Source organism: Aestuariibius sp. HNIBRBA575 (genome assembly GCF_040932005.1).
GTDB lineage: Bacteria > Pseudomonadota > Alphaproteobacteria > Rhodobacterales > Rhodobacteraceae > CANLNM01.
In genome coordinates this window covers 785,008-807,223 of sequence record NZ_CP162414.1, presented here as the reverse complement: position 1 = coordinate 807,223, position 22,216 = coordinate 785,008, and the positions used below count along the sequence as shown (strand labels likewise).

At 55.2% G+C, this 22,216-nt stretch carries 26 protein-coding genes; 16 read left to right on the top strand and 10 right to left on the bottom strand.

The window, feature by feature from the left end; translation table 11 throughout:
- Nucleotides 1–12: 12 nt before the first annotated feature.
- The 3 genes from AB1F12_RS04165 to AB1F12_RS04155 all read left to right on the top strand — a co-directional run bounded on the left by AB1F12_RS04165 (nucleotide 13) and on the right by AB1F12_RS04155 (nucleotide 2,202).
- Nucleotides 13–849, top strand: a complete 837-nt coding sequence (locus AB1F12_RS04165; RefSeq protein ID WP_368188265.1) for a DMT family transporter — start codon at nucleotides 13–15, stop codon at nucleotides 847–849.
- 110 nt (nucleotides 850–959) lie between these two features.
- Nucleotides 960–1,730: an SDR family NAD(P)-dependent oxidoreductase gene (locus AB1F12_RS04160; RefSeq protein WP_368186796.1), complete on the top strand. Its 771-nt coding sequence runs from the start codon at nucleotides 960–962 to the stop codon at nucleotides 1,728–1,730.
- 88 nt (nucleotides 1,731–1,818) lie between these two features.
- Nucleotides 1,819–2,202 (top strand): VOC family protein, encoded by a 384-nt coding sequence (locus AB1F12_RS04155; protein WP_368186795.1) that lies wholly within the window; start codon nucleotides 1,819–1,821, stop codon nucleotides 2,200–2,202.
- Here AB1F12_RS04155 and AB1F12_RS04150 read toward each other — a convergent pair.
- Nucleotides 2,199–3,725 (bottom strand): pentapeptide repeat-containing protein, encoded by a 1,527-nt coding sequence (locus AB1F12_RS04150; RefSeq protein WP_368186794.1) that lies wholly within the window; start codon nucleotides 3,723–3,725, stop codon nucleotides 2,199–2,201. The genes AB1F12_RS04155 and AB1F12_RS04150 overlap by 4 nt on opposite strands.
- A 96-nt stretch (nucleotides 3,726–3,821) precedes the next feature.
- Between AB1F12_RS04150 and rimO the strand changes: the two genes are divergently transcribed.
- The 4 genes from rimO (at nucleotide 3,822) to AB1F12_RS04130 (ending at nucleotide 6,768) form a co-directional block, all read left to right on the top strand.
- Entirely contained in the window at nucleotides 3,822–5,219 is a 1,398-nt protein-coding gene (gene rimO / locus AB1F12_RS04145) for a 30S ribosomal protein S12 methylthiotransferase RimO (RefSeq protein ID WP_368186792.1), read from the top strand.
- Nucleotides 5,220–5,777: 558 nt separating this feature from the next.
- A complete protein-coding gene (locus AB1F12_RS04140) occupies nucleotides 5,778–5,987 on the top strand; it encodes a hypothetical protein (RefSeq protein WP_368186790.1) in 210 nt (69 codons plus the stop codon).
- On the top strand, nucleotides 5,987–6,193 hold the full coding sequence (locus AB1F12_RS04135; RefSeq protein WP_368186789.1) for a DUF3892 domain-containing protein: 207 nt from the start codon (nucleotides 5,987–5,989) through the stop codon (nucleotides 6,191–6,193). The genes AB1F12_RS04140 and AB1F12_RS04135 overlap by 1 nt, the downstream gene beginning before the upstream one ends.
- 173 nt (nucleotides 6,194–6,366) lie before the next feature.
- Nucleotides 6,367–6,768, top strand: coding sequence for a thiol-disulfide oxidoreductase DCC family protein (locus tag AB1F12_RS04130; protein WP_368186787.1), 402 nt, complete (start codon nucleotides 6,367–6,369; stop codon nucleotides 6,766–6,768).
- Here the strand turns inward: AB1F12_RS04130 and AB1F12_RS04125 are convergent.
- Together AB1F12_RS04125 and AB1F12_RS04120 are read right to left on the bottom strand one after the other, a co-directional pair.
- Nucleotides 6,765–7,112, bottom strand: a complete 348-nt coding sequence (locus AB1F12_RS04125) for a diacylglycerol kinase (RefSeq protein WP_368186786.1) — start codon at nucleotides 7,110–7,112, stop codon at nucleotides 6,765–6,767. The genes AB1F12_RS04130 and AB1F12_RS04125 overlap by 4 nt on opposite strands.
- A gap of 25 nt (nucleotides 7,113–7,137) precedes the next feature.
- Entirely contained in the window at nucleotides 7,138–7,488 is a 351-nt protein-coding gene (locus AB1F12_RS04120; protein ID WP_368186785.1) for a YigZ family protein, read from the bottom strand.
- Between the two features lie 91 nt (nucleotides 7,489–7,579).
- Between AB1F12_RS04120 and ppk2 the strand changes: the two genes are divergently transcribed.
- On the top strand, nucleotides 7,580–8,509 hold the full coding sequence (gene ppk2, locus AB1F12_RS04115) for a polyphosphate kinase 2 (protein ID WP_368186783.1): 930 nt from the start codon (nucleotides 7,580–7,582) through the stop codon (nucleotides 8,507–8,509).
- 128 nt (nucleotides 8,510–8,637) lie between these two features.
- On the opposite strand, the gene AB1F12_RS04110 is transcribed toward ppk2, so the two are convergent.
- The 3 genes from AB1F12_RS04110 to AB1F12_RS04100 form a co-directional block, all read right to left on the bottom strand.
- Nucleotides 8,638–9,159, bottom strand: a complete 522-nt coding sequence (locus AB1F12_RS04110) for a DUF4329 domain-containing protein (protein WP_368186782.1) — start codon at nucleotides 9,157–9,159, stop codon at nucleotides 8,638–8,640.
- A 98-nt stretch (nucleotides 9,160–9,257) separates the two neighbouring features.
- Nucleotides 9,258–9,824, bottom strand: a complete 567-nt coding sequence (locus AB1F12_RS04105; protein WP_368186781.1) for a UbiX family flavin prenyltransferase — start codon at nucleotides 9,822–9,824, stop codon at nucleotides 9,258–9,260.
- Nucleotides 9,821–11,329, bottom strand: coding sequence for a UbiD family decarboxylase (locus tag AB1F12_RS04100; RefSeq protein ID WP_368186779.1), 1,509 nt, complete (start codon nucleotides 11,327–11,329; stop codon nucleotides 9,821–9,823). Before AB1F12_RS04100 ends, AB1F12_RS04105 begins: the two co-directional genes overlap by 4 nt.
- Nucleotides 11,330–11,464: 135 nt before the next feature.
- Between AB1F12_RS04100 and AB1F12_RS04095 the strand changes: the two genes are divergently transcribed.
- Genes AB1F12_RS04095 through AB1F12_RS04085 form a run of 3 tightly spaced genes read left to right on the top strand, consistent with a single transcriptional unit; the run spans nucleotide 11,465 to nucleotide 13,894 of the window.
- A complete protein-coding gene (locus AB1F12_RS04095; RefSeq protein WP_368186777.1) occupies nucleotides 11,465–12,007 on the top strand; it encodes an SCP2 domain-containing protein in 543 nt (180 codons plus the stop codon).
- Nucleotides 12,007–12,984 carry a peptidase U32 family protein gene (locus AB1F12_RS04090; RefSeq protein WP_368188262.1) on the top strand — a complete coding sequence of 326 codons (978 nt, stop codon included), beginning with the start codon at nucleotides 12,007–12,009 and terminating at the stop codon, nucleotides 12,982–12,984. Before AB1F12_RS04095 ends, AB1F12_RS04090 begins: the two co-directional genes overlap by 1 nt.
- 4 nt (nucleotides 12,985–12,988) lie before the next feature.
- Nucleotides 12,989–13,894 carry a U32 family peptidase gene (locus tag AB1F12_RS04085; RefSeq protein WP_368186776.1) on the top strand — a complete coding sequence of 302 codons (906 nt, stop codon included), beginning with the start codon at nucleotides 12,989–12,991 and terminating at the stop codon, nucleotides 13,892–13,894.
- Nucleotides 13,895–13,937: 43 nt separating this feature from the next.
- On the opposite strand, the gene AB1F12_RS04080 is transcribed toward AB1F12_RS04085, so the two are convergent.
- Together AB1F12_RS04080 and AB1F12_RS04075 are read right to left on the bottom strand one after the other, a co-directional pair.
- Nucleotides 13,938–15,092 carry an alkane 1-monooxygenase gene (locus AB1F12_RS04080; protein ID WP_368186775.1) on the bottom strand — a complete coding sequence of 385 codons (1,155 nt, stop codon included), beginning with the start codon at nucleotides 15,090–15,092 and terminating at the stop codon, nucleotides 13,938–13,940.
- Nucleotides 15,089–16,510: a cytochrome P450 gene (locus AB1F12_RS04075; protein ID WP_368186773.1), complete on the bottom strand. Its 1,422-nt coding sequence runs from the start codon at nucleotides 16,508–16,510 to the stop codon at nucleotides 15,089–15,091. The genes AB1F12_RS04080 and AB1F12_RS04075 overlap by 4 nt, the downstream gene beginning before the upstream one ends.
- Nucleotides 16,511–16,723: 213 nt before the next feature.
- On the opposite strand from AB1F12_RS04075, the gene AB1F12_RS04070 reads away from it, so the two are divergent.
- The 4 genes from AB1F12_RS04070 to AB1F12_RS04055 all read left to right on the top strand — a co-directional run bounded on the left by AB1F12_RS04070 (nucleotide 16,724) and on the right by AB1F12_RS04055 (nucleotide 20,713).
- Complete coding sequence (locus tag AB1F12_RS04070) at nucleotides 16,724–17,434, top strand: Crp/Fnr family transcriptional regulator (protein WP_368186772.1); 711 nt, start codon at nucleotides 16,724–16,726, stop codon at nucleotides 17,432–17,434.
- 345 nt (nucleotides 17,435–17,779) lie between these two features.
- A complete protein-coding gene (locus AB1F12_RS04065; protein ID WP_368186770.1) occupies nucleotides 17,780–18,619 on the top strand; it encodes a MaoC family dehydratase N-terminal domain-containing protein in 840 nt (279 codons plus the stop codon).
- A complete protein-coding gene (locus AB1F12_RS04060; RefSeq protein WP_368186768.1) occupies nucleotides 18,616–19,857 on the top strand; it encodes a CoA transferase in 1,242 nt (413 codons plus the stop codon). Before AB1F12_RS04065 ends, AB1F12_RS04060 begins: the two co-directional genes overlap by 4 nt.
- A gap of 49 nt (nucleotides 19,858–19,906) precedes the next feature.
- Complete coding sequence (locus AB1F12_RS04055; protein ID WP_368186767.1) at nucleotides 19,907–20,713, top strand: CoA ester lyase; 807 nt, start codon at nucleotides 19,907–19,909, stop codon at nucleotides 20,711–20,713.
- A gap of 28 nt (nucleotides 20,714–20,741) precedes the next feature.
- Here the strand turns inward: AB1F12_RS04055 and AB1F12_RS04050 are convergent, their stop codons facing one another.
- Nucleotides 20,742–20,996 carry a DUF6455 family protein gene (locus tag AB1F12_RS04050; protein WP_368186765.1) on the bottom strand — a complete coding sequence of 85 codons (255 nt, stop codon included), beginning with the start codon at nucleotides 20,994–20,996 and terminating at the stop codon, nucleotides 20,742–20,744.
- 97 nt (nucleotides 20,997–21,093) lie between these two features.
- The gene (locus tag AB1F12_RS04045; protein ID WP_368186764.1) at nucleotides 21,094–21,840 is read right to left on the bottom strand and encodes a M48 family metalloprotease; all 747 of its coding nucleotides are present in this window, start codon (nucleotides 21,838–21,840) and stop codon (nucleotides 21,094–21,096) included.
- Between the two features lie 110 nt (nucleotides 21,841–21,950).
- On the opposite strand from AB1F12_RS04045, the gene AB1F12_RS04040 reads away from it, so the two are divergent.
- Complete coding sequence (locus tag AB1F12_RS04040; protein ID WP_368186763.1) at nucleotides 21,951–22,214, top strand: hypothetical protein; 264 nt, start codon at nucleotides 21,951–21,953, stop codon at nucleotides 22,212–22,214.
- Nucleotides 22,215–22,216: the final 2 nt, after the last annotated feature.

The following is a 22,216-nucleotide window of genomic DNA, read 5'->3' as shown; positions in this document are numbered from 1 at the left end:
GGCAGCTTGTTCATGGTTGCGGCGATGACGGGCTTCGCGGTTGAGGATGCATTCCTAAAAGCGACATTTGTCCAACTGCCCATCGGCCAGATCCTGATGATGTTTGGCCTGGGCGGTGCGATCCTATTTGCGATAGTGGCCCGGCTTCAGGGCACGTCGCTGCTGCAAGCGGCGGTTTTGTCCAAACCCATGCGCATCCGGGTTTTGTTCGAAATCACCGGGCGGCTTTTTTATGGGTTGGCCATCACCCTGACCCCTTTATCCTCGGCGACGGTGATCCTGCAGGCCACACCGATTGTTGTGGTCGCGGGCGCATCAATTGCGTTTGGCGAACATGTCGGCTGGAGACGTTGGTTGGCCATCGTGATCGGATTGATCGGCGTGCTGATCATCCTGCGCCCTACGTCGGACAGTTTTTCGATGCTGTCGATTTTGGCCGTGTTGGGCATGTTAGGCTTTGCCGGGCGCGATCTGGCCAGCCGGGCGGCGCCATCCACGCTGTCCACATCGGTTTTGGGGTTTTATGGCTTCTTGGCGGTGATCGTCGCGGGCGGGCTCTATGCTCTTTGGGACGGCCAAGCCTTTGTGATGCCCCACTTGCGCATCTGGGCCATGATGATCGGGGCCGTGGTCGCCGGTGTTCTGGCCTATTCCGGCCTGATGAAGGCGATGCGTACCGGCGACGTATCCGCCGTCACCCCGTTTCGCTATTCCCGCCTGCTGATCGGGATTGCCTTTGGGGTGCTGTTTTTCGGCGAAACACTGGACTGGCAGATGGCGCAAGGCTGTGTTCTGATTGTGCTGTCAGGTCTGTTTATTTTGTGGCGATCCCCGTCAAAACCACGCTAAAGAAACAAAATGTCGGGATTGCCGACATTTCCGACCGACAAACTTGTGATTTCACCGCGTGGCCTTACATCCAAATCAGCCACAGATGTTTTTTGATAAAGGATCGTCCTATGCCTAACCTCGCCCTCATCACTGGTGCATCATCGGGAATTGGCCGGGAACTGGCGCGGTTTCACGCAGGTCTGGGCGGTGATATGATCATTACGGCTCGACGTGATGCTGAATTGCAGGCGTTGAAATCCGAACTAGAGTCAAAATACTACGTCACCGTGCACACCATTTCACTGGATTTGGGCGCACCGGGCGGGGCAGATGATCTGGCCAAACAGGCCATGGCGATTGGCCCGATTGAGGTGCTGATCAACAATGCTGGCTTTGGCGGGCATGGCGCGTTTATTGACCGGGATCTGGCGGCGGATCACGCGATGGTGGACCTAAATGTCAGCGCTTTGATGACCCTGTGCCATCATTTCGGGCGGGATATGGCGGCGCGTGGCGGTGGCAAAATCCTCAACGTGTCGTCGACCGCATCCTACATGCCTGGCCCCCTTCAGGCGACCTATTTCGCCACCAAGGCATTTGTGTCGTCCTTTTCCCAAGCCTTGGACGAAGAGTTGCGCGACAAAGGCGTGACCGTGACCGCACTGGAACCGGGCGCTGTGGCCACCGAATTTATGGACACCGCAGACCTGAACGGCACGGATTTGGCCAAAGGCGGCGCTAGCGCGGCGGATGTGGCCGCATTTGGATACCGCGCCATGATGGCCGGTGAATTGCGCGCGATCAATGAAACGCGCCTGCAGGTCCTGATGAATTGGGTCATGCCATTTCTGCCCCGCCGCCGGGTGCTAAAAATGGTGCGCAACATGCAGACGAAATAGCATCGCCAATTTGTCTTCGGGATGGAAGGGGCCCATGGTATAAAGGGGCTTCTCGCGGTCCTTATCGCGCAACCCGGAGCGAAAAACAATGCAACTCGGTGCCTTTTCCATCAGCCTATCTGTCGAAAACATTCACGCATCCAAAGCGTTCTATGAAACCCTTGGCTTTGCGACCATTGGCGGCGATATCGACCAAAACTGGCTGATTTTGCGCAATGGATCGGCCACGATTGGCCTGTTTCACGGCATGTTCGAAGGCAACATGCTGACGTTCAATCCCGGCTGGTCCCCGGACGCGCAGCCATTGGACGCATTCGACGATGTGCGCTCCATTCAGGCGCATCTGCAAACCGCAGGGATATCACTGGACATGCAGGCCGACCCCGGCAGCACAGGCCCCGCGCATTTGGCGCTAAAGGACCCAGACGGCAACGGGATTTTCATCGACCAACACGTGGATAAACCCGATTAACGCAAACGGAACCGCTGACGCAGACCCAACCCAAGGAAAAACAGCAGGACATAGCCAAAGATGGTCTGAACCGCCGTTAAGGTTTGGATAGCCGGGTCGGCATTGTTGACCTGACCATCGAAATACAGCGACTGAAACCCAAAGAATTTGAACATATTGGCAAATGAAAACGCCGCTCCGGTGAGGCCAGATTGCACCCACCCCACATCCGCCGGATGCCATAGCACGCGCGCATAAACCATCGTCGCGGCAATCCACAAAAACGCCATCCACAACACTGGCCGGGCAATCGAATAGCCGTAATCCGACAGTGCGCCGTAGATCAAATACGGCACCCTATGCCAAATCGGTCCAATTCGCCCGGAAAAGCCCATTTCGCGCCGAAAAAAGAAATGCGCGTCTTCATGGAACCCTTGATTTGTGAGGGAGTGGCGAATGATGGAGCATGACTCCTTCGCTTGCACTAATTCAGGAGAATAGGCCGTTTTATTGCTCTTCCTTGAAAGAAATGATGAAGCATATTTCTTTACCACCGGCCAATGCTCAATTTCTGTAGAAAAAATGAACCGATCATTTAGCTTTGTATTAGACAAGATCGGATATTGGTCATCAAACTTAGCATTGCGAAATGTAGCTGGCTTTTCAAAACGGGCATTGGTAAAGTTTACTCCAGATGGCCCCTGTGGTGTGCGATGACCGAAATGACAATCTGCAAAACTAACATGCTCATCGAACAAAGCATTTTGAAAGCTGGCTAGCTGTCTAAATTCAGCGAAATCAAACTGTGCTCTATCGTACCAGCTTGTTAAGAAGAAACGCGCTTCGCCAAGGAATTTGGTTCTAGAGAAATCACAATAACCCATGAATTTAGAGCGGCCGAAGTTCGCTGACCCTACAAAAATTGAACTATCGAATGATGATCGATCCGCGACCTGCGTGTTTTCCATACTCATCGATTTACAAGCGACCGACGACACAAATTCCAAGCGATTAAATCTAGAGCTTGCTAGAGATACCGGCCTAAAAAAGCACGCACCATATGCTTCTAATGCATCGCATTTGGAGTTCCGCATGCGAAGTGAAGAAAGGAATAAATAGTTTGAAACATTCAAGGTCTTTGGCATGTTCAAACTTGATAGATCTACGCACTCGTCAGGGTTCGGTAATCCTCTGTACAGATAGTTTTTCCCTCCCTTTTCATTCCGCTCAGTCATTTCTCGCTGATGTATTCTTTGAACTTCAGCCGACAGTTTTTCCCAAGCGATTAGCTCCTCTTCAACTATAATTTGATGCGGAGTATATAAATTCAATTCTGATAAATACCATCGCAGCTCTGCATTCGACAAAGATTGACTCACCCAAGCATTCCACGCTCGTCGGTTTTTTTCTTGTATATACTCGTCAATCTCTTCCCCATCCTGTTCCCCATAAAGGGTCATCAGCACATACCACGGGTTCTCATTCGCGGGTGTTAGCCCGGTGGGCGCGGCGGTGTCGGGGGCTTGGGTGGGTTGGTCACTCATACTCGGCTCACATTCTGCGTTAAGTGCAGCCTAGCGATGCGCATTCCCGCGTCAAACCCCATTCCCCTTTGGCTGCGGCATCGTTATACGGCCCTCATGTCCAGCAATCCGCCCGATCTTCGCCCCGACCTCGCGCCTGCCCCAAAATTCGGGGGCCGCATTACCGAAACCAAACGTGACGGTCAGCCGACCATCGGGATGGTGTCACTTGGCTGTCCCAAAGCTTTGGTCGACAGCGAACGCATTTTGACCCGTCTGCGCGCCGAAGGTTATGCGATCAGCCCCGATTACAACGGCGCAGATGCGGTGATCGTCAACACCTGTGGGTTTCTGGACAGCGCCAAGGCCGAAAGTCTGGATGCGATCGGCGAAGCATTGGTGGAAAACGGCAAGGTGATTGTCACCGGCTGTTTAGGGGCTGAGCCCGATTATATCCGCGAACATCACCCCAACATTCTGGCCGTCACCGGCCCGCATCAATACGAACAGGTGCTGGATGCGGTGCATGGTGCTGTGCCCCCGTCCCCCGATCCGTTTGTCGATCTGCTGCCGGCGTCAGGCGTGTCCCTGACCCCGCGCCATTACAGCTATCTAAAGATTTCTGAGGGCTGCAATCACAAGTGTAAATTCTGCATCATCCCCGATATGCGCGGTCGCCTGTCATCGCGTCCGGCCTTTGCAGTGCTGCGCGAAGCCGAAAAGCTGGTGGAAAACGGCGTGCGCGAATTGCTGGTGATTTCGCAGGATACGTCGGCCTATGGGGTCGATCTGAAACACGCCACGGAACGCGGGCATCGCGCCCATATTACCGATCTGGCGCGCGATCTGGGGGCGCTTGGATCTGGACGCGATCTGTGGGTGCGGATGCACTACGTTTACCCTTACCCGCATGTGCGCGACATGATCCCGTTAATGGCGGATGGGCTGATCCTGCCCTATCTGGATATCCCGTTTCAGCACGCGCACCCGGATGTGCTAAAACGGATGGCCCGCCCTGCGGCGGCGGCCAAAACGCTGGATGAAATCGCCGCTTGGCGCAACACCTGCCCCGATATCACCCTGCGCAGCACGTTCATCGTTGGCTATCCCGGCGAAACCGAGGCCGAATTTCAGACCCTGCTGGATTGGATGGACGAAGCCCAGCTGGACCGTGTGGGGTGTTTCCAATACGAAAACGTCGATGGCGCGCGGTCAAACGCCCTGCCAGACCATGTGCCTGCAGATGTAAAACAGGATCGCTGGGATCGTTTCATGGAAAAAGCCCAAGCGATTTCCGAAGCCAAGCTGGCCGCCAAAGTGGGCAAAACGCTGGACGTGATCGTGGACGACATCGACAGCGACGGCATCGCCACCTGCCGCAGCAAAGCCGACGCGCCCGAGATTGACGGGAACCTGTTTATCGATGTCGGAACCGAGGGTTTGTCGGTTGGCGACATCGTGTCGGTCGAAGTCGATGAGGCTGGGGAATATGATTTGTGGGGTAAACTCGGATAAAGAAACGATCCGGGGGATCGTTTCCCGAGTTTACGGGCGGAGCCCTATTATTGAAGATATTGGAAGCCCAAGAAGAATCATTCCCAGACATTTCATGCGGGGGACTAGTGGTTAACAATTCATAAAATGACATTTTCTTTGTTAACGTGTGAGGATTTTAACCTGACCCTTAGGTGAAATATTCACATTTTTTTTGTGGACGCCCAAACTTTGGATGCGCGCCCATAAACAGTTACAAATCAATGCCTTACAAAACCATCCAGTCGCAAGATCAAGTTTTTGTGGACATTTCCTATTGACCCACAACACCCTGTGTGCGAGAGTAAATGTTGCGTACCCCGCGGGCACATCTTGACGCCGCACGAATCCCCCCTGATACTGCAGTTACGAAAAAAACGAGCCAGAGATTCTCTCTGACCCGTTCATTTTTCGGAGGCTGTAGAATGCTCGAAAGCAGCCGGCTGCTCAGGACTAAAACTACGGCCCCAAAGTTCACACCTTTGCCTAGCATAGTCCTGACCTGTCTAACAAGAGCGTAGTAAGAAGGGAGAACGCCAAATGGCTTCTTTCAACAGGCGTGGGCGCCTGAAAAGTCCAACAATGACGGCAACTGTTGCTGGGTTTATCAAGTGGCTTTGGACCAATACAAATCTAAACCAAGCTCAGATCGCGGCAAAGTTTGACGTCAACCAAGGGCGGGTTTCAGAAGTGATCAGCGGCAAACGTTTCGCCACAATTGCTCCTCTTGAGTTTAAGGGGGATTACTGATGTCTAAAATCACCGGCAACAATGATGGCCCCAATGGTCGAAACGAAAGCTATCGCGTGGACAACAGGCACAACGTCCCCAGAGATGTTGTTGTGCGTGAAGTCGAAGATGGGCTTCACCCCGGGAGGCATATCTATGAGCGGGATGGTGAGCGTTACGTTCGGGACAACCCAGATTCATCTACGAATGACAATGTGAACCGATAGTTTCTAAAAATGGCGTTGCCCAGCAAAGCTGGGCAGCGCCCAGACCTCCCCCATGGGGAGGGCGCTTTGCACCCACCCCGAGGTCCTTGCGCGGCATAGCCTAAATAGTCTTGATCCGCCTTGCCACGCTTTGCCACATTGCCCGCCCTGCCTTCTGCCCCCATATTCCCCCTATGACCCAAACCGATCAAACCCCCAGCGACACTCAGGTCCTCTACAATGCGGAATGTCCCGTCTGTCACTTTGAGGTTAGTCGCTACGCGCGCTATAGCGACGATAACGGCCTGCCGATCCGGTTTGATGATCTCAACGGCGCGGGGCTGGCCCGGTGGGGCCTGACCCCGGACAGGGCGGCGCGGCGGCTTTATGTGTCCCATCGCGGGGAATTGCTGTCGGGGATGCCTGCGTTTCGCCTGTTATGGGCGCAGATGCCGCGGTATCGCTGGTTGGCGCGCGTCGCGGGTTGGCCGATCCTGCGCCCTGCCTCGGTGTTTTTGTATGATCGCATGATCGCGCCGGTGATTTATCGCTGGCACAAACGCCGCAAAGCCCGCACCCCTAGCAAAAACGGCTAACTAAACACGACAATCACCCAAGCCAGCCCCGCAGCAAAGGCGGTCACTGCGACCCCTGCGCTGCCTGCGTCTTTGGCTTGTTTGGCCAAAGGGTGCGGTTCGGTTGAGATATAATCCACCGCCCGTTCCAGTGCCGTATTGAACAGCTCGGCCGCCAAAACCAGCACGCCCAAAATCAGGATCAGCGCCAGTTCCATTCCGCTGAGAAACCACAGCGCAAAGAGCGCCGAAACCACATTGGCCCAGACCCAGCTGCGAAACGAATGTTCGTTCTGCCATGCGTCGACCACGCCGGCCCAGCTCCAGATGCAACGCATTTTTAACCGTTTGATAAAGTATATCATTGCGCCACCCTAGCGCCCAAATGGGTCAGGTCAACTGATCCAGATAAATCCGCACCGCATCCTGCACGTGGCGGAACCGATCCCCGCCCAGATGTTTGCCACCATACCAGCGCGTCACACAGATCAGATGCCCCTGCAGGGCTTCGCGTTCCAGCATCCGAACGATGATCATGCCCGCCCCGCTTTCGCCGTCATCGTTTTTCAGCGGTGCGTCGGGCAACAGGACCGCCCAGCTGTTATGGGTGGCTTTGGCGAACTTTTTCTTGCGGCGCAATTCTTTGATAAAGGCGCGTGCTTCGTCGGCGGATGTGACGGGGGCGCCGGACACGGCATATTTCGATCCACGATCGCTGGCGACGTTTTCAATGATTTTCATTCCCCCTTTTCCCGCTGTGGTTGATGCAGGTCAAGGCCCCGCGGATCCCGGGCTGCTAGGGTTTGCGCGAGATACAAAAGAGAGGGCCAACATGACAACATCCACCACAGCAACCACAAAACCTGCCGCCGCCAACACCAAGCCGCAGCCCGTCAAAACCGCCGCGAAACCCGCTGTTATTGCCAAACCTGTTGTTGCGCAAAGTGACGCGAAACCCGAAAAAATGGCCCGTCGTCCCTATGAAGCCGAAAAGGCAAAGCTGCAGGCCGAGCTGTTGAAGGTTCAGCTATGGGCGCAGGAAACTGGTCAGAAATTTGTTCTGCTGTTTGAGGGGCGCGATGCGGCCGGTAAAGGCGGCACAATCAAGCGGTTTACCGAACACCTGAACCCGCGCGCCGCGCGTGTGGTTGCGCTGAACAAACCCACCGAAGAAGAGCAAGGCCAGTGGTATTTCCAGCGCTATATCGACCATCTGCCCACTGCCGGTGAAATGGTGCTGTATGACCGCAGCTGGTACAATCGCGCCGGTGTGGAACGGGTCATGGGGTTCTGTGAGCCAAACCAATACCTTGAATTCATGCGTCAGACGCCGGAATTGGAGCGCATGTTGGTGCGGTCGGGCATCCGGCTTTATAAATACTGGTTTTCAGTCACGCAGGATGAACAAAAACGCCGGTTTGATAGCCGCGCATTGGATCCGTTGAAACAATGGAAACTGTCCCCCATCGACAAAGCGTCGCTGAACAAATGGGGTGATTACACCGAGGCCAAAGAGGCGATGTTTTTCTACACCGACACCGCCGATGCACCATGGACGGTGATCAAATCGACCGACAAAAAACGTGCGCGGATCAATTGCATGCGTCATTTCCTGTCGACGTTGGATTATCCGGGCAAGGATCACGATGTGGTCGGGCAACCGGACCCTGAAATCGTCAATGCAGCGGCCCATGAAATCCATCAATCGGAACATATCCTGGGCAAAAGTTTACACCCCGACACCCGTCGGGTTCAGAGCTGAGTATAGACTTCCACGCCTCTCTCCCTCTCTCAGCGTGGTTGCCTTACCCAGGCCGGGTCCCGTCACAGGGGCCCGGCTTTTTGTGCAAATGCCTGCACCATTTCAAACAACCAGCGTAGAAAAGCGTATCAGAAGCGCGCAACCAGCGCGTCATAGCTGTAGCTTTGTTCAATCGTGCCATCATCACCCTCAACAAAATTCGGGTCTTTGGGCAGGCAGCCAATGCCGCAGACTTGGTAGGTTTCCATGTCGGTTGTATCAACATACCAAAGCCGTCCGCCCGGTGTCGCTACCCAGCCATCGATGCCTTCTTCTTCGTCGCCTTCCATGTCAGCGCCGCTGGGCGTTTCGCTGGAATATTCGGTCGAAAAATTCCCGTGCGTATGATATGATGCGGTTGTAATTTCCAGGTTTGTGGGGTCATCCGCCAAACAGCTGCTGGTCGCGCCTGCGGTGGGTGGGGAAACCGCCAATTCACCTGAGGCCGTAAACCCAACATAGCCGCAATATTCGATCCCTTTCTCAAACGAGAGAGGATTGATTTCTGCGAATGTCTGTCGAATGAGGGCTTCTTCCTCTTGTGATTGTGCGGCAACGGTCGTCGCAACACATGAAAGAGCAAGCCCAAGTGGCATCAAGATACGATACATTTGGAATAATCCTATAGATTGAACGGCTTTATCGGTATCCCATTCAGTCGATCTGTCAACATCAAAGCCGAAGTCATCAGGCGTGTGACCGTATCTCACTATTCTGCCCATGGCTTTGCGATGGGCATGGCCAACGCCAACAGATCGATGGCGCGGGCGGCGATCTGATCGACGATATCAGTCACATTGTCCGGGTTTAAATAAAACGCCGGAACCGGCGGCAGGATGATGGCGCCCTGTTCCGTTGCAGCCGTCATATTGCGCAGATGGGCCAATGTCAGAGGCGCTTCGCGGGTCAACAGCACAAGCCTGCGGCGTTCCTTGAGCTGAACACTGGCGGATCGGGTCAATAGGTTATCATCCAGCCCCTGCGCAATCGCGGCGAGGGACCGCATGGAACAGGGCGCAATGATCATGCCCGTCACAGGCACCGATCCCGACGCAATGCTGGCCCCGATATTGGACAAAGGGTGGCATCGCGTGGCCAGCATTTGCAAATCAGCCAACGCATTTGGGCCGCATTCCTGAACCAAGGTCCGGTGCGCCGCTGCACTGATCACCAGATCGATTTCGACGTCCAGCGCGGCCAATTGTCGGGCCACCGACAGGCCCAATGCCGCACCAGATGCGCCCGACACCCCTAAAATCACTCGGGGGGCGTTCATGTTGTCACCTGCGGCATCAATCGTGCGACCAAATCCGCCGCGAACTCTGCGTCCTGCGTCGCGGTTTTCATCACTTCGCCCCAATCCCGGTTGGTTTCAGCGTCGATTTTTATGGTGGCATCTATGCCCATTTTCCCGGCCAAACCGGGCCGCGGTGACGCAAAGTCTAGGTAATCCATAGGCGTATCATCCAAATGCATTACATCGCGCGCCGGATCCATGCGCGTCGCCAGCGCCCAAGCAATGTCATCCCAGTTTCTGACATCAATATCCGGGTCCACAACAATGACCATTTTTGTGTAGCTAAACTGCGGCAACATCCCCCAAAGCGCCATCATCACACGCCGCGCCTGACCGGGGTAGCGTTTGGCGATACTGACCACAGCAATGCGATAAGAACACGCCGCCGCTGGCAGCCAAAGGTCGCGAATTTCGGGGATTTGCGCCCGAATTGTCGGCAGGGCAAGCCTGTTAAACACATCGCCAATGATTGCCGGTTCATCGGGGGGACGCCCCGTATAGGTCGACAAATAAAGCGGGTCCTTTTGATGGGTGATTGCCGTGATCTGCACCACCGGAAATGGCTCGGCCCTGTTGTAATACCCTGTGTGGTCCCCAAACGGTCCTTCGGGGGCGGTTTCGGTGGGACTGACCCACCCTTCTAGGATGGTTTCCGCCTCAGCAGGGACCATCAATGGCACGGTTTTGGCCGCAACCATGCGCGGGCGCAGGCCGTTAATCGCACCGGCAAATGTCAGTTCTGACACCGTTTCCGGCAGCGGAAGAGCCGCCGACAGCAATGTTGCAGGGTCCGCGCCCAGCGCGATGGCCACGGGCGTCTTTTGGCCATTTTGCGCCCAACTTTGGTGATGGGCCGCGCCGCCGCGATGGGGCAACCAACGCATGATCAAACGGTCACGCGCCAAAACCTGCGCACGGTAAATCCCTGCATTATAGGCCCCGATATCGGCCTGTTTTGTGGCGCAGGACCGGGTGATAACCACCGGCCATGTGATCAATGGTGCCGCGTCACCCGGCCAATGGGTCTGCACCGGGATCGCCGTCAGATCCACATCAGAGCCTTGCAAAACGACCTGCTGGGCCGGGGCCGATTTGACGATCTTTGGCCGTGTCGCCAACGCAGCTTTTAGCATCGGCCAGCGCGCCAACGCATCGCGCAATCCGTCCGGCGGCGTTGGGCTTCTGAGGGCGGCCAGAAACGATCCCAGATCATCGATCTGATCCAACGCCATCCCCAATCCCGCCGCGACACGTTCACCTGTACCAAACAGATTGGCCACAACCGGGATATCAAAGCGACCGCCATCCCCCTGAACCGGCTGATCAAACCGCAAAACAGGGCCTTTGCGTTCCAGAATATTGCGATGAACCGCTGTCATTTGATGACGGACCGAAACAGGCTGCGGCACTGGCAATAGCTGCCCGGTTTCATCGCACCAGCTGAGATAGCTGCGCAGGCTGGGGAATGAAGGCAAGGTGCGCACATAATTTCCTGACATTGGACCCCGCGCTGCCTATCAGCAGAAATGCGCCGCGAAATTGACGATCGTCAATTTGCCCAAACACGCAAACGACTACCAAGACCAAACCGGATCAGCCCCGTCCCAAAGGATCTCTGTTTGTCCCAGTCGCCCGCTCAGATTTCACGCCTTCCATTGGCGTTGACCTATCCATTGCGGTTTGTGCCGCTTGCGCCATTATCCGCGTCCTTGACGCTTTTTGCCCGTAAAACGGCGCGCAATCACCCCGCATTGTTTCGGCGGCTCGGGGTGCATGGCCAGAAACGGTATGTGCTGGATCCAACCGATTTGCCATTTGTCATTCTTCTGGACCCAAATGGCGGCACCCCAAAGGTGACCGTGATCCGCGGTTCGGGGACTGGCGCTGCACGGATCGCCGGACCGTTGGCTGCGCTGATTGGGCTGGTGCATGGGGTCTATGATGGGGATGCTTTGTTTTTCTCACGTGATCTGGTGATCGAAGGCGAAACCGCCGCGACGCTTGCCTTGCGCAATGCGGTGGATGACGCGGAGCTCGATCTTTCGCAGGAATTATTGAACCTTTCAGGGCCGCTGGCCCGCCCGTTGCACAACATGATGGCATTTTGGGAACGGCATACCGGTGTCCATTTGACCAGACCGGATGAGGTGGAAACATGGTAATGGAAATCGTCTGCCCCGCAGGCACCCCGGCCGCTTTGCGCGCCGCCGTAAAGGCCGGTGCGCACACTATTTATTGCGGCTTTGCCGACGAAAGCAACGCGCGCAATTTTCCGGGGTTGAACTTTGATCGCAATGAAATGCGCGACGGCGTGTCATTTGCCCATGCCCATGGTGCCAAGGTGCTGGTTGCGATCAACACCTTTGCGCGCGCGGGCGAAGAAGCCATTTGGCACCGCGCGATTGGGGATGCGCAAACCTGCGGCGCGGATGCGGTGATCTTGGCTGATCCGGGGTTGCTGGCGTTTACGGCGCATCACCACCCGACCCTGCGGCGACATCTGTCGGTTCAGGCCGCCGCTGCAAATGCCGACATCATCAATTTTTATGCCCAGGAATTCGGGATCAAACGGGTGGTATTGCCACGTGTCCTGTCGGTGCCTGAAATCGCCGCGATCAACGCGGAAACCACCATCGAAACAGAGGTATTTGTGTTTGGCGGACTATGTGTCATGGCAGAAGGCCGGTGTTCGCTATCGTCTTATGCGACCGGACAATCCCCCAATATGAACGGCGTGTGTTCGCCCGCCAGCCATGTGAAATACAGCCAAGATCACGGTGTCTTGGACGCCCGGCTGGGCGGATACACCATTCACCGGGTCGGCAAAAATGATCCCGCACCCTATCCAACATTGTGCAAAGGCTGTTTTGGCGCGGGCGGCAAAACCGGCCACCTGTTCGAAGACCCGGTCAGCCTGAACGCCGAACGCCTGATCCCGCAGTTGCAAAAGGCAGGTGTCACCGCCCTGAAAATCGAAGGCCGCCAACGATCTCGGTCCTATGTCGCACAGGTGGTGCGCAATTTTCGCGCCGCAGTCGATGCGCTGGACGCCGGTAAACCACTGCCAGAAGGCATGTTGGCCCGTTTATCCGAAGGCCAAGCGATGACAACCGGCGCCTATAAGAAAACATGGAGATGACATCATGGACCTGACTATTGGGCCAAATCAGTTTTTCTGGGCCACCGATCGCTGGGCTGCGCTTTACCGGGACCTCGCGCAGGCGCCCATTGACCGGGTTGTTCTGGGTGAACTGGTTTGTTCCAAACGATTGCCGTTTTATCAGGATCACATCCCGGATGCTGTTGCGACCTTATTGGCCGCGGGAAAATCCGTTGCTTTGACAAGTCTCGCGTTGATCACGCTAAAACGTGAACGCAAACAGATGGCAGAGCTGGCCGAAATGGGTGTCGAAATCGAAGTGAACGATCTGACCGCCCTGCCCTTTTTGCCGCAAGACGCGGGATTTTCGGTGGGCCCCTTAGTGAACGTCTATAACGAAGGCACGCTGGCTTGGTTGGCCAAACGTGGGGCGCACCGGGTGTGTTTGCCCCCCGAGCTGCCTTTGAAATCCGTGGAAACGCTGGCGTCAGCGGGGGCTGATTTAGGTGTCTCAATCGAAGTGTGGGGGCATGGACGATTGCCGCTCGCGATTTCTGGGCGGTGTTATCATGCCCGTTTGCATGGCCGCACCAAAGACAATTGCCAATTCGCCTGTGATCAGGACCCCGATGGAAAAGACGTGAAAACGCTGGATGATCAGCCCTTTATGGCCATGAACGGGGTGCAAACCCTGTCTGATACATATGCCAGTGTGGCCCATCACGTGCAGGCCCTGACCCAGGCCGGGGTTTCGGCCCTGCGATTGTCACCGCAATCAACAGGGTTCATAGAGCTGTGCCATCTCTATCGCCAATTGCTGGACGGGCAAATCGATGGCCCCCAGACCGCAGCCGCAATCCACCAGATAGACGGCAATGCCCGCCTGTCTGATGGGTTTTTGACGGGGCAACGCGGTGCGGATTGGTCCGGTCTGACCGCCAGCCCGTAGGCTGCCCCATTTCGCCCCCCCCCCGGTCCACCAGTCCGGCAATCTAGCCGCCCGCGCCTTTGGGGGTGGGGTGTGACATCGTTTTGTAGGGCGTCCAATCCGTGATTTCTGGATAGAATTGTTTGCGCCATGCCCGCACCCGCGGGTTAAAGAGGCGACGCCACACCGGGGGCACCATCGCAATCGCCGTCATAGGCGGATATCCGGTTGGCAGCATGGGGACCTGTGTTTCGTCATAGATTTGCAGCAGCGGAAACCGGCGAAGCGGATGCACATGATGATCCGCATGGCGTTGCAGGTTGATCAGCAACAGACCCGACACACGATGTGCGGAATCCCATGAATGATGCGGCTTGACGGGTTCGTATTTTCCATCCCCCAAATATTTTCGAGTCAGGCCATAATGTTCTACGTAATTGGTCAGCTCTAATTGCCAGATCGCAACAAAGGCTTGAAACGCAAACAGCCCAACGCCGATCCATCCACCAACCGCAAATGCAAGGCACAAAAACCCCGTCTGCAATCCAAGATATTTCCAGATCGGATTGGACGGATGAAACGGCGAACGACCGCGCCGGGCTTGCATTGCCTTTTCGGCGCGCCACGCTGATCCAAATCCTTTTGTCAGGGTGCGGGCAAACGCGCGGTGGAACCCTTCGTTATAGCACGCCGTCACCGTGTCCCGCGGCGTGCCAACATAGGGGTGATGCACCAACAAATGTTCGGTTCGAAAATGCCCATAAAGCACCAACGCCAACAGCAAATCACCTAGATTTCGCTCAATCCGGTTGGGTTTGTGAAACAATTCATGGGCGTAAACGATGCCCACGGTCCCGGTTGTGACACCGATCCCAAACATGATCCCAAATGTTTCCAACACAGAATGTTGCCCCACATGAGACAGGTAATAAAGCGTGCCAAAAACCAGCAAAAACTGGATGGGAAACCAGATGCAGGTCAGCAATCGGAACCAGAACAGGCATTCGACCGGTGTGTCAGGGTCCGGATTGCGCAGATCCTGGCCTAATATCGTGTCCAACAGAGGCATCAAAACCCACCCAAATGCGGGGATCAACAATATCGTCCAGCCGCCATAAACCACGGCCAAAATCACCAAGGGTACAAATAGAATTGTGACCCAATAAGGCCACGCTTTGAGGCGGCCCTGAGGGGTGGGATTAAAAGGCGCAAACGTCATGAATTTGCATCCTGTTTTGTGTCATGTAACCGGGGCGTTAGGCGCAGGCGAATGCCATTGGCGGATCGAACTGTCAGATGGGCGGCCGGAACGGGTCGATCCCCATCGACCACATCAAACCGATAGGCGCGTACCAACATCGACAACAAAAGCGGCCCCTCGGCCATCGCAAATGCTGAACCGGGACACACCCTTGGACCTGCTGAAAATGGGATATAGGCAGATCGCAGACATTGTTTGCCATTGGGGGTGTCAAACCGGCTGGGGTCAAATTCATCCGGACGATCCCAAAGCCGTTCATGCCGATGCAAATGCCACGGGCTTAGGATAATCTGCGACCCTTTTTTGATACGGCGCCCCCTGAATGTTCCACGACCAGCGGTTTGGCGTACATACATCGGCACCGGGGGATAAAGCCGCATTGATTCACGGAAAACCGCGCGGGAATGGCGCAGTTTAGACAGGGCTGAAAAATAGATTTTATCGGGCTCCAACGCTGCGTGCGCCTCTTGGGCCAGCCTGTCCTGCCAATCTGGATGGGTGGCCAGCAAATACAGCGCCCACGCCAAAGCCGCCGCTGACGTTTCATGCCCCGCCAAAAAGAAAATCGCGACTTGGTCGATCATTTCTTTGGCGTTGAATACCTGCCCTGTTTCAGGGTCCGGGGTTGTCATGATTTTGGTGGATAAATCATCAGGCGCGGTTCCCGCTTTGATGGCCTGTGACCGTGCATCGATCAGCTGTCCGATCAGGTCGCGTATCGTGCGGGCCGTGCGCAAAGTTTTTGGCGAATGAAACCGTGGGGCCCATTTGGGAAACGGCAATACCGCAGCAATCCCCGCCACGGGCTGCGCCGTTTGATGCTGGCAAAACGCTTCATAGGCTTTTTGGGCGGTTTCATGTTCAATCGGAACGGAAAATAATGTGCGAAAAATGACATCCATGGCGACATGGCTGGTTTGGCTTTCGATGTCGACCGGCATCCCATCCGCAAGCGGCTTTAATCGTGCGACCGCAGCCACCCCACTGTCCCACATCGCCGGAAACACCTCTCGCAATCGCCCACCCTCAAAGGCCGGATCGATGATCCGCCGTTGGCGGGCCCAGGTATCGCCGTTTGATATGAAAATAGACTCGCCCAGCAGCGGTTTTAACCCCACGCGAATGCGCTCAGACTTGGGGAAATCCGTTGCGCGTTTTTTCAAAACCAAATCAACGAGATCCGGATCATTGCAAAGGTATGATCGAAAAAACGGCGTGCGCATTTCCGCCATCCAAGCCCGATAAAGCCGTGCAGGCTGTGCTGACAGGATGTCGGTTTTGAACAACCGAAAATAGGTCCAGAGCGAAACCCTTTCTTCCCGTGAGGCAGGTTTTGGTGGCAATTCTGGCGCTGAATTGCGGGGGGCGTCAAACACGTGGAACTCCGTAGGATGGGAACATTTTATTGGTCCGCATTCCTTGCCCCCTGTCTGTCCCGCGTCATTGACGATCGTCAAAATTTGCCAAATTTCCGCACAATATCCGCAGGTAAGTGTTACCAAGCGCCGCAGTCGACAACGCGTCATAGCGCAGGGTATTCTGATGTCGTGCCCCCAAAGCACGTTTTGTGAATGGCCACCGAGGCATCAATGATCACCACACGCGACGCGCCACACCCTTGTGGGAAATGCGCCTTTTATTCCCAAAGTGTCTGGCAACCGGTCCATCCCGGATCGGTTTCTGTGCTTGCGCAGGGGTTTTCGCGCAAGGACCTGGAATCCGGGCAAATCCTATACCAACAAGGAAGCGAAAACCGGGGTGTTTTTTGTGTATCCAAAGGGTTGATTGCGCTCAGAGCACTTCATCTTGATGGGTCATCTACCCTTTTGAAACTGGTCTATCCCGGTGAAATATTCGGATACCGGTCCTTTCTGGGCAACGAATGTCACAAAACCGAAGCCCGCGCATTGCAACCGTCGCGTATTTGCACCGTTGCACATCGCGACGCAAACCGCGTCGTTCAAGGCAACCCATCGGTTCAGACACGGTTGACGCAACGCTGTATTTCCGAAATCGACAGCAGCCGCGCGCGGATTATCTCGGCGGCGACAACCTCTAATCGTGTGCGGCTTGCTGATGTGTTGCGCCGTTTAATGGAAACGCATGGCACCCGCATCGGCGACATGTTGCACATGCATTTGCCACTGTCGCGTTCCGACCTTGCGGATTTGATTGGGGTTCAGCCCGAAACGATGTCGCGGCTTTTCACACGACTAAAAGAAGACGGTGAATTTGTGATTTCTGGGCGTGTTATTCAAATGCCTGTTTCAGCGCTGAAACAGCGGGCAATGACGCCTTAACCGCGTAAATGTCGGGGTCGGCCAAAGTAGGCCTGCCATTTGGCACCTCGCCCGCATGCTCATCCGATTCCTTGCCATTGTTCACGCCCAAAAACCGCGTGTGTGTGACGCCCGAACCCCACATTTCGGGGATGTCGCTGCCTGTCATACCAAAATTTTTTTCACATCAAAGCCACGCCAAAACGCACAGTATCTTTGTGCAATTGCGCATAGTTAGGTCGCCCTGACAGCAAGATTGGTGCAATTGTATACCGCCGCATCCCGCTAAGTTATTAAAAACATTTGATTTTTTTGGCGGGGTAATTATAAGCCAAAACAACAGTTGCTTTTGAAAGAAAATTACCCATGCAAAATCCAGACGTCTCACAATGGACTGGACGCTGTGAAAAACAGCGCGGTGTGCTTGACCTGAGCGCCGCGCAAAAATTGGCAGCAACGCTTGGGGACCGGGCCGGGAAAATCGGGGACCCGATGCCGTTTCTTGCCCATTGGAGCGCCTTTGTACCGCAGAGTTTGACCTCAGAATTGTCCTGTGACGGACACCCCAAGCTCGGGGGGTTTATGCCACCAGTGCCGTTGGAACGTCGGATGTGGGCGGCGGGCGCATTGACGTTTCATTCCCCGCTGCACATCGGATCAGATATCACGCGCCAGTCAACGATCCGGTCTGTCAGCCAAAAAGAAGGGGCCGCAGGTCCAATGGTTTTTGTGACCATTGCCCATGAGTATTTTGAGGATGACACCCATGCGATCAGCGAAATTCAGGACATCGTTTACCTGAATATCCCACAGCAGTTTTCGCCCCCAAAGCCCAAACCAGTCCCTGTGGATGCGGATATCACAGAAGCTGTGCCAATGTCCGAAACGCTGCTGTTTCGGTATTCAGCCGCCACGTTTAACGCGCACCGTATCCATTACGATTTACCCTATGCGCAAGAGGTCGAAAAATATCCCGGGCTTGTTGTTCATGGCCCGCTACAGGCGACATTACTGATGCGCGCGGCGCTCAGACAGGGTGATCGCCAGCCAAAAAAATTCAGCTTTCGTGGCATTCATCCGATGTTTCATTTCGATGATCTGCACATTTTTGGCCACGACACTGACAACGGGATGACCCTGTGCACCGGCATCGTCGGTGGACATCAGGGCATGCAGGCAAATATTATTTGGGAGGAAAAACCATGAGCGGCATTCTAACAGGTATGCGCATCGTTGAAGGGTCCGCTTTTGTTGCGGTGCCGCTGGCGGGCATGACATTGGCGCAGATGGGGGCGGATGTCATTCGGTTTGACCGCTTGGGCGGTGGGCTGGACGCGACACGCTGGCCCGTTGCCCCCAATGGCAACAGCCATTTCTGGGCGGGGATGAACAAAGGCAAGCGGTCGATTGCACTGGATATGCGATCCCCCAGAGGGCGTGAATTGGTGACACAGATCATCACAGCCCCGGGCAAAGATGCGGGAATGTTTATGACCAACCTCAAGGTACGTGGGTGGATGGATCATGAAACCCTGTCCCAGCACCGCAAAGACCTGATCATGGTTTCGCTCAAGGGGGATCGCCATGGCCGTCCCGCGGTGGATTACACGGTCAATCCGGCGCTCGGCTTTCCGGCGATCACTGGTCCAGAAGGCTCGACCGATCCCGTCGCTCATGCGCTCCCTGCATGGGATTGTGTTGCCGGTCAGCTCATGGTGTCGGCATTGCTTGCTGCGGAACGACATCGTTTTAAAACGGGGCGCGGGCAGGATGTGGAGTTTTCCCTAAAGGATGTTGGTGCTGCAATGTTGGGCAATTTGGGCATCATTGGGGACACTGCGATGGGGGGGACCAAACGGCAGAAATCAGGAAACGCATTATATGGGGCCTATGGGCAGGATTTTATCTGCGCAGATGGGCAGCGCATTATGGTGATCGGGCTGACAGGTCGGCAATGGCGCGGGCTCATTTCTGCGACAGAAACACAGGCCCCTCTGGATGCGCTTTCGACATCTCTGGGCGTGGATTTTGACGACGAAGGAATGCGTTACATTCATCGCAATGCAATCACTGACCTCTTTAAACCTTGGTTTGCGGCGCGCGACGCTGCATCGATCGGCAAACAATTTGATGAACTGGGCCTGACATGGTCACTGTTTCGGGATTTCGAATCCGCATTATCAAATGATGATGATTTATCCACCGAAAACCCAATGTTTTCCGAGATTGAGAACCCCGGACTGGGCCGTTTCCTGGTTCCCGGTTCGCCATTGAATTTCTCAGACTATGATCGGGATGAACCCAGCCCAGCCCCCATCCTAGGGGCAAACACAGAAGAAATACTTGGGGATGTGGTGGGCTTACCGGATGTCGAAATCGCATCGCTCTTTGACGAAGGGGTGGTCAAAGGACCTGCAGGCAAAAACATGCGCCCAGCGGCCTGAAGTTGCGACAAAACCCACATACTATTTTCTGATTAGTTAGGTCACCAACATGCCCCCGTTCAAACCACTTGTGACGCCGCTTTTTGTCCCCGCGACGCGACCTGATCGCATTTCAAAGGCGGCGCGCAGTGGGGCCGACGCGATCATCGTCGACCTAGAAGACGCGGTGCCGCCATCTGAAAAAGTGAAGGCCCGATCAAATCTGGCAGACTATTTGCCTGATGCCACAATCCCAATCATTTTGCGGATAAATGCCGTAGATACAGATTGGTTTGAACAGGACGTACGATTTGCGCGCCATGCCGGGATCAGCGGCGTGATGCTGCCAAAGACAGAACACGCGGCCGATTGTGCAAAAATTGGGCTAGACCTGCCGGTGATTGGCCTGATTGAATCGGCCAAAGGTGTCGTGAACCTGCCTGATATCTGTCGGGCGACCAACCTGCGTCAACTGGCTTTTGGGTCCATTGATTATGCGTTTGACGTTGGCTGTGGCGAAACCCGTGATGCGCTGCTGCTTGCGCGTTTGGCTTTGGTGACGCATTCGCGGGCCCAAAACCTGCCACCGCCTGTGGATGGCGTGACAACATCCGTGACCGACGATGCTTTGATCCGTTCGGATGCGGACTATGCGGCCAATCTGGGATTTGCAGGTAAATTGGTCATTCATCCAAGCCAAGTGGATATCGTTCGCCGCGCAATGCGCCCAAGTGATGCTGAAAGGGCATGGGCTCAGGATGTTTGCGACGCAGATCAGGCCCATGGCGGGGCTGCCGTTTTAATCGATGGTCGAATGATTGACGCACCGATTGTCAAAAAAGCGAAACGTATCTTAGCCAGGGCTGGTCTGACCTAGGGGGTTATATGTTTCCAAATGCGCAATGTTATGAGCTGGCCAACGCTGCCAATTCCGTTTTGTTGCGACAATAATCCGGTGCAGCAGTGGCGCTGGGATTTTGATCCAACCAATGTTTACACCCTTGTGGATTATCACAGGTGCGACAGGCATTGATGATTTCTGCATAGCTGCGCTGGGTCAATTTACCATCGCGCAACGCATCCCCCAGATTGGCGCCAACGGCCTTTGACATACCGATGGTCAGCCAAAAATGATCACGTGGATTGCCCATTGGGTGCATGACTGGTCTCCTTTGTTGGGCGCAATATGATGCCAAACAAAGGGGGCCGTCTTTGCGTCAGATCAAACCTGATCGACGCTGCAATCAATCGCCGCCATTACAGGCGCGCAGCCACACGTTGCACCGCCGCGATACGGGCCGCATTGGGGGGATGGCTGCTTAGGAAATGGTCACCGGGATCGGGGATCCGGGTAAAGAACTGGGCCCCAATCAAGGGATCATACCCAGCGAGATGCGCAATCCGTGCGCCCATTTCATCGGCCTCTAGTTCAAATTCCTGACTAAAGGTGCGCGCGCCAACCAAAGCGCCAATTTCCTGCGCGGTTTCCAACGCTTCGGAGGAATCCGTGCCCAAGGTTCCGGCCAATTGGCCAAACACCTGTGCCCCGATGGCCGCATTGCGCCGCTGCACGTCCAGATGCCCCGCAATATGGTGAGCTGCCTCATGGGCCATGACAAATGCGATTTCTTCTTTGTTTTGAGTTTCCCTCAGCAAAGCCAAGGTAAACGCGATGATCGGCCGCCCGGTTTCATCCACCGTTTGAAACGCATTTGGCGGCGCGTTGGGGCTGTCGTCGACAACTATCAGAAAATCGCAATTGCCGCGTGACAATCGACGCCGGCATTCTGCCTCGGCCACAGGTTCCAGCTGGTTCACAACTTCGATGAAATCCCGCGCAAGTTGTCGGGCATCCCGACGCGGAACATTGGCACTGGCGCGCAATTGCGGTGTCTGCGGCTGGGTCGTCGGCGATGTTTGCGCAGGCGTATCGATCGGTTGTGTTGCATCAACACACGCCATCAAACCAAAGGCCATTCCCAGACCAAGAACCAAGTTACGCATATAAACTCTCCTGCGGGTTTGTCCCTATGTAACGAATGCAAAAGCATCGGGCCAGTCCCGATTGTGTGAACGCCCTTTGCACAACCCGGAATGCAGGCTAACATACAGATATGTTTACCATAGAACACGATTTCGACGCCTCGGTCATTACCCTCGTTGACGAAGGCGAAACCCCACTAAAAGAAGACGTGATCGTGAATGCATTTGCAGAAGTGATCACCGTGACCCAATACGATCCCCGCACGGATCGCGATGTGACAATTACGCTGTCTTTGTCGCAATTGCGGGATTTGGGCGCGGCGCTGGATCTACCAGAAGGTGTGTATCGCATCCGCCCCTTTCAGGACGGCGATCCCCCAGAGGACAGCGTCTAGCC